7 protein-coding genes are annotated in these 6,438 nt (G+C 59.1%); 3 read left to right on the top strand and 4 right to left on the bottom strand.

Annotated features, from left to right (window positions below; genetic code table 11):
* The first annotated feature begins 49 nt into the window (after positions 1-49).
* Together R3C19_18675 and R3C19_18680 are read left to right on the top strand one after the other, a co-directional pair.
* Complete coding sequence (locus R3C19_18675; protein MEZ6062372.1) at positions 50-736, top strand: N-formylglutamate amidohydrolase; 687 nt, start codon at positions 50-52, stop codon at positions 734-736.
* Between the two features lie 1,008 nt (positions 737-1,744).
* Positions 1,745-2,656, top strand: a complete 912-nt coding sequence (locus R3C19_18680; GenBank protein ID MEZ6062373.1) for a hypothetical protein — start codon at positions 1,745-1,747, stop codon at positions 2,654-2,656.
* A 130-nt stretch (positions 2,657-2,786) separates the two neighbouring features.
* On the opposite strand, the gene R3C19_18685 is transcribed toward R3C19_18680, so the two are convergent.
* From R3C19_18685 to R3C19_18695, 3 genes are all read right to left on the bottom strand, one after another.
* Positions 2,787-3,380 (bottom strand): thermonuclease family protein, encoded by a 594-nt coding sequence (locus tag R3C19_18685; protein ID MEZ6062374.1) that lies wholly within the window; start codon positions 3,378-3,380, stop codon positions 2,787-2,789.
* Positions 3,381-3,464: 84 nt separating this feature from the next.
* Complete coding sequence (locus tag R3C19_18690) at positions 3,465-3,893, bottom strand: hypothetical protein (GenBank protein MEZ6062375.1); 429 nt, start codon at positions 3,891-3,893, stop codon at positions 3,465-3,467.
* 13 nt (positions 3,894-3,906) lie between these two features.
* Positions 3,907-4,317 carry a hypothetical protein gene (locus R3C19_18695; GenBank protein MEZ6062376.1) on the bottom strand — a complete coding sequence of 137 codons (411 nt, stop codon included), beginning with the start codon at positions 4,315-4,317 and terminating at the stop codon, positions 3,907-3,909.
* Positions 4,318-4,626: 309 nt separating this feature from the next.
* Here R3C19_18695 and R3C19_18700 point away from each other — a divergent pair, with 309 nt between their 5' ends.
* Positions 4,627-5,169, top strand: a complete 543-nt coding sequence (locus tag R3C19_18700; protein ID MEZ6062377.1) for a DUF2617 family protein — start codon at positions 4,627-4,629, stop codon at positions 5,167-5,169.
* A gap of 307 nt (positions 5,170-5,476) precedes the next feature.
* On the opposite strand, the gene R3C19_18705 is transcribed toward R3C19_18700, so the two are convergent.
* Positions 5,477-6,438 (bottom strand): DsrE family protein (locus R3C19_18705; protein MEZ6062378.1); only part of this gene is annotated, 962 nt, incomplete at its 5' end.

Here is a 6,438-nt window from a genome sequence, read left to right on the forward strand (position 1 = left end):
GACGCCATCGTTCGGCGGAAACCCACTTTTCGTTTCTTAAGGATCGCCGATGCAGCGTTTTTTCACCTGTGAACATGCAGGGAACAGTGTTCCTGATGAGTTTCGATTGCTGTTCGCGGGGCACGAAGCCGTTCTGGAGACTCATCGCGGCTACGACATCGGAGCATTTCAGGTTGCATTCCGCATTGCGCGCGAAGTGTCCGCGCCGTTGTTCCATTCGATGGTGACTCGCCTGTTGGTGGACCTGAATCGGTCAACACATCACCGGTCCCTGTTTTCCGAATTCAGCCGGGTGCTTGACGAAGCGCACCGCGAAGACGTATTGCGGCGGTTCTATTTTCCCTATCGCCGAAACGTGGAAAATGCGATTGGTCAGTTTATCAGTGAAGGCTGCCCCGTTCTGCATGTGTCGGTGCATTCCTTCGTCCCGGAACTGAACGGCCGCGTGCGCAATGCGGACGTCGGCCTGTTGTACGACCCGGCGCGGGCCACGGAAGTCGCGTGGTGCGCGGCCATGCGAGCGTTGCTGAGGCACTGGACTCCGGAGCTGCGGGTCCGCCGAAACTATCCGTACCTGGGAACGGCGGACGGCTTCACAACGCACCTGCGGAAGCTTTGGCCGAATTCGCAATACGCGGGCATTGAGCTGGAAATCAATCAGAGGATCCTGGCCGACCCGCGCGACGCGCAAGTGCTCACGGACGACCTCCTCCAGGCGATTCTGGAGATTCGCTGACGTGATGAACGGCGGTGGCCGCAGCGTCGTTCAGAATGCTCAATGCCGGCTTGCCGGAAAACGATGCCGCTCCGATGACCGCGCCGAAATAGAAAACAGCCGCCGCGACTGCTCCGATCAGTAACCGCCGCGAGTCGAACAGCCGCGTTGACTCGTCTGATGAGAAGCTGCGAGATGACACGTGGGAATTCGTCAGGAAAGGTGACATGGACAGTTGGGATTTCGTCGCCCGATCGTAGCGACGATGGCCGCCGAACGCAAAGTCCGATCGACCGCGACTGGCCTGCCGTGTGTGCATCTGGAAAGTTGGCAGGAATTTGGGAGGACGATGTCCGGGACTGGCGTCGTGATGCCTCTGACCGTAGGATCGCGTACGTGGAACTCGATGCGACCGGCGTTCCTCAGCAGGGAAAACAGGGGGCAAAAGTCGAAGGTCGCATGCCGTGGGTCGGTGTCGTGTTCAATTCACCGCCCATTGATCCTTGTCATCGCGAACGTTGCCGACGACGGCCTGTTGAATGCCGCTGTGTGTCCGGGTTGATGATTCTCGAAGAAATCAGCCGGCAATTGCATCAGCAATGTCATAGCGTCGGTCTGAAGGAAGCGGACATCGTGGTTGCGCTCTGCCAACTGCGAGCCCTTTTCAAGAGCGAACCCAATCCCGGGAAGAACGACTGGGCCTCCCTCAAACCAGCCTGACCGCGAGCTTTTCTGGTGCACACACCTGTTATGACGTTCCCGGCCCTGCGGGAAGGCTGGCGAGCGTTTGCTGTTCGTCCTTCTGCTGGCGACACGGAAATCTCTCGAATCGCAAGACAAAATCTGCCCACCGAGAAGATCCTGTTCCCCGATGAATCTGCTATGAACCATTGGCCGGGCCGCGTGGCAAAGGGAAATCGACCGGTGGCGATGTTGCCCGGACATTCCCCGACGGTGATCGCCGGTGTGTCTGAACCGACACAAACGGAAATATCGCGACCCGGTTCGCAAAGGTTACAGGGGCTCACTGTGAAGACTCCGCAACTCCTCTTCTTGCTGACGGCAGTCGTATTTCCGTCGATCACTGCCGGACCGGTGCGTGCGGACGAATCGCTTTCCAACCGAAACGGTTCCGAACACGTCGAAGTCGAGAACCTGGTCAGGCTGTCAGACCGCGTGTATTCAGGCGGAGAACCGAAAACTGCGGAGGCGTTCGCTGCACTGAAACGAATGGGAGTCAGGACCATCGTCAGCGTTGACGGCGTTCGGCCGAAAGTGGAACTTGCGAAACGGCACGGTCTGCGATACGTGCATATTCCCTTCGGCTATGACGGTATTCCCTCCGGTGCGACGAATGCCCTGACGGCTGTCATCCGGGAAACCTCCGGTCCCGTATTCATTCACTGTCATCATGGAAAGCATCGCGGTCCCGCGGCTGCCGCGATCGCCTGTCGCGTGGAAGGATCAGCGGACGCTGCGCGCGCCCTGCAGATCCTTACTGATGCGGGGACGAGTAAGGAATACGCCGGCTTGTGGCGCGACGTCGCTGCCTTTGTTCCGCCTTTGCCTGACACGAAGCTGCCGGAACTTGTCGAGGTTGCAGATGTTGAAGCCCTGGCTGAGGCGATGGCAAGACTCAGCCGCAGCTTCGACCATCTGAAGCGATTCCGCAGCATGGACTGGGCAAAAGCGGACGCTGAGACAGCGCCGGAGATCACTGCCAGCCGAGAAGCACTGCTGCTGAGCGAGATCCTGCACGAAACGAGCCGCACCCTGCCGGCAGACAGCGACGCCGAATTCGTCAGGCTGTTGACCGAATCGGACGAACTTGCGTCGACGCTGCTGATTGATGTTCGTGAAGAAAAAGTCGACGCTGCGAACCAGGCGTTCGACAGGCTCAGCGACTGCTGCCATCGCTGTCACGTTCGATTCCGCGATTGAAATGCCGCTCGGCAGCCGACGGTTCACACTTCCCAGTTCGATATCGCTTTCGCGTTCCCGCGGCCGGCACCAGCAAAGCGATTTCAGGACAGGGATTTCTGCAATCCCGGAATCCTGGCGGACGCGGTCATCAACGCTTCTTCTTTTGCCAGATGCCCAGACCGCGAGCTCTCGCGGCTGCCTCGGCGGCCCGCAACTCCGGTTCCAGGTCGGCGGGCAGCCCGAATCTTGCCAGTAATCGAGCGTTTCCGACTTCCAGAATCTCTTTGTTGACCAATGAACCGTCTTCCGCGTAGACCCATGCCAGAATGCGGCCGTACTGATCTTCCGGGTCCGGTCCGAATCGCAGTGTAACTTTCGTGCCGTCGATGCGAGCTCTCAGCCACTGCGTGGCTTCTTTGGCGTAGAACTCTTCTTCGTGATCTTCACGCTCAAGTTCCGGAGCGTTCACACCGATCAGCCGGACACGCTTGTTGTCTTCCCTGGAAACGAACGTATCGCCGTCCGAAACACGCTTCACGGTGACGATCCGATCGGGCGCGGCGGATTCGCGGGCGGAAATTGTTGGCGAGGACGCTTTCCCGTCCTCCGGTTCCGGGACCGCGGTTTCGAACCCCAGCAGCCATCTGCCGATGGCCAGCACCAGCAGAACGATTGTTGCCCATTGAGCGGGAGTCAGTTTTCGAGTCTTCACGTTTCCGCCGGTTGTCATTTGCTCAGGCATCAGATTCGGAACCGGCGGAAGTTACCACATGCGCCGAAGCGTCGTCATGTCGACCGGCACAGTGGCGGTCAGGAGCGGCGGTCTTTACAGCAGCAGCATCGCCACGTCTGACAATTCGACGCTGATGGAATACGCACGGCCATTCATCGCCAACTGGTCATCGTCCTTGGTGTTGAGCACCAGCAGGTCGATGTCGTGTTCCTGCACAAGCCGGCGATATTCCTGCAGGTGGTGCCCGCGCGTGACGTGGCTCTTGACCTCGATGTTGGGGCCTTCTTCATGAATCGTAACTTCACACGCTTCGATGAAGTCGCGGGCTTCGGCCAGCAGTTGCTCTTCGATCAGCCGTCGGGCATCCGCGGAATCGATTTCCGGGATCCGCTCGATCACGTTCATATAGCGTTCGAAGACGCGATCGTCTTCAATGTGGCACAGCCACATCGTGCCGCCGGTCCGGCACATTCGCGCGCCGTAGTTGATCAGCCGGTTGTCACCTCGAATGTGATCCGCCATCACCATCACGCGGTCACAGCGCGCCTGACACGGACACCGGCTGAGCCGCCGTTCCGGGCAACACGAGTACCGGAATCGAAGTCGTCTGAGTCAGCACGTCCAGATAAACGCCCAGACTGTGCTGAGGAATGAAGGACCGTTCCTGCAGATGTCGGTAGGTCACGATCAGATCCGTGCGCTGGTTGTCGATCTCGGCCAGCAGTTCCGCCACGGTGTGATATCGTTCGCCGGCAATGATGCGCCAGTTGTCGACCGATTCCAGCCGAGAAAGCAGCGGTTGAACGGTCTGCAGTGCCGCCTCAGAATCTGCCGGACTGCTGTCCGTCACGAAGGCCAGGTTCGAAATCGGAATGTCCACGAACGACAGGACCTGCTTGTCGGCGCGGCGAAAGATGGATTCAAATTCGTCGATGGTATCGTTCATGTCTCTCTCTGCGACGCGAATCCGGCGCTGTGACGGCAGCATCGTAGCATCACAACAACCAGCGCACTACGACGACCGAACTCGCTCAGGTCGCAGCGTGCAAGTCGATGCATTCGGAAGGTGCCCGGAAACCCGGAATCGGTGTACCGGCTACCGCGCTCACCGGCCAAAGTGAATCGTTGTTGCCGGCGTTTCCCGGAAAACGCCCGAATTCCCGGACCGCGTGATTCGGCCATTTCCGGGCTTCCGTCGCGGCACCTATACTGCAGACTCCGCTCACGGAAGAGCGATCTCGCAAAGGAATCCGAAATGCCCGTCCAGTTGACTCGACCTGATGTCGCCGACATGGTGCTTCGCACATTTGAGCGGCCCATTCATCCGGAGCTTTTTGAATCGCTGCGAACCTGCACGATTTCCTTCAGCGGGCACAAAGCCACGATTCGCATCGGAAGGTCTGGTCACCTGCTCGCATTTCGGACGGAAGATTCGGTGATTACCGAAGTGGCAACGTCGCGTCACGATTCACTTCCGCAGAATCGCAAAGTTGTTGATCGGCGGCTGATCGGCTACCGCACTCACATGATCGATCTGCCCGGCGTGCGGTACCACTGCAGTTATCAGTTGGAACACGTCCCTCCGGAAATATACCTGCAGTTGCACCGGGAGTTTGAAGCGGACGCGCAGAACGCGGCGCTGGCGGTCACACTTCCCGGAGCAACTGAACACAGTCCCGAGTGCATCAGCCTGATGAAGTGTGACGTGTTGTCGGAAGGGCTGGTGGTGCATGCCTTCCACACGTTTCCGGAAAACGCTGCGGTGCTGAGAACTCAGACGCTGTTTGAGCTGCTGTAGCCCGTCCCGTCCGAAGGAATCCTGATCTTTGAACGACGCGACTCCGTCGCCCTCGAAACCACGCGGCGGGATCGGAGTCCAGTCGTGCCGACGCAGCGGCACGATCGGCTTCCCATCGTGCTGACGGCATTGCGGGCGCGCGACGGAATCACAATGCCAAACACGACGGCGTCGCAGCCCACCGCTGTTCGTGAAAACTGCGGCCACACATCAGCACCGAAGACATGGTTTCCGCCATGCCCCTTCCTGAAAGGCGATCGCGCTTGCGCATCAGGCCCCCGCGTGTCGTTCTGCAGCGGAGCCTTATTCAATTGCCCAGAGGAATATAAGCAAAGCCGTCACTTTGCAGGTTGACCAGCGTCGTCAGCGCTGACACCGCCGTATCGGCGAAGACCACCACGTCCTCGGGTTTGCCTCCCTTGCTCAGCAGCGACTGACCGCAAACATAGATCGCGACACCTGCTTCGTGAAGTTCGTGAAGACAGTCCAGATTCGGATTACCGTCTGTTCCAAACTGTTTTCCGTAGGCATCCGCGTTCAGCACGGCCAGTGTCGCGTCGCCGTGAAGCACAATCGCAATTTCAGCGGTTGCCGATTCCTGTCCGGCGGATTGGTAGATGTTCACAAATCGAGCGACTTTTTCGATCGCGGGATTCAGCACGTCGGGATCACTGCCCTTCGTGACATCAACGACAATCCTGCTGCCGGTGCGAGGCTGCTGTGCGGCTTCCGGAAGTCTGACAACCTTACCGTATTTGCCGATCGCCGGTTCCGTCGCTTCGCGGTATTCGGGTGCCTCGCGGCCGGGCACGGCGTGGTTTTTCATCGCTTCGGCAAATCCCTTCGCGGCGAACTTCGAAACCACCTCCGCGTGCGCCTGAATCAGTTTCGCAACGTAGGGATCATCGGAAGTTTCCGTGACGCGAACACCCTTTTCCGTTTCTTCCCGCTTCATCGTGATCTTATCGGTGTGTCGGAACAATTCGGCGAACAGCGGGTCGCGCAGATGGATCGGCCTGGTCTCTTCGACTCGGCGCTGCATCCACTGAACGTGCTGTTTGATCCTTGCCGCAACCTCCGGTGAATCGGATTCCGTCAGCGTTTCCACGCCATTGGGAAGCTGCTTTACGGTGCGTGTGATCTGTTCATGATTCGTCAGCAGAAAATGGAAATCCTCGCGATCAGCATCGTGCCGCTCATCGGCGCCGCGACCGCCGGCCCCGCGACCGAAGCCGCGACCGAGTCCTCGCCCCGGACCTCGCTGGGCGA

This window comes from Planctomycetaceae bacterium (assembly GCA_041398785.1).
Lineage (GTDB): Bacteria > Planctomycetota > Planctomycetia > Planctomycetales > Planctomycetaceae > JAWKUA01.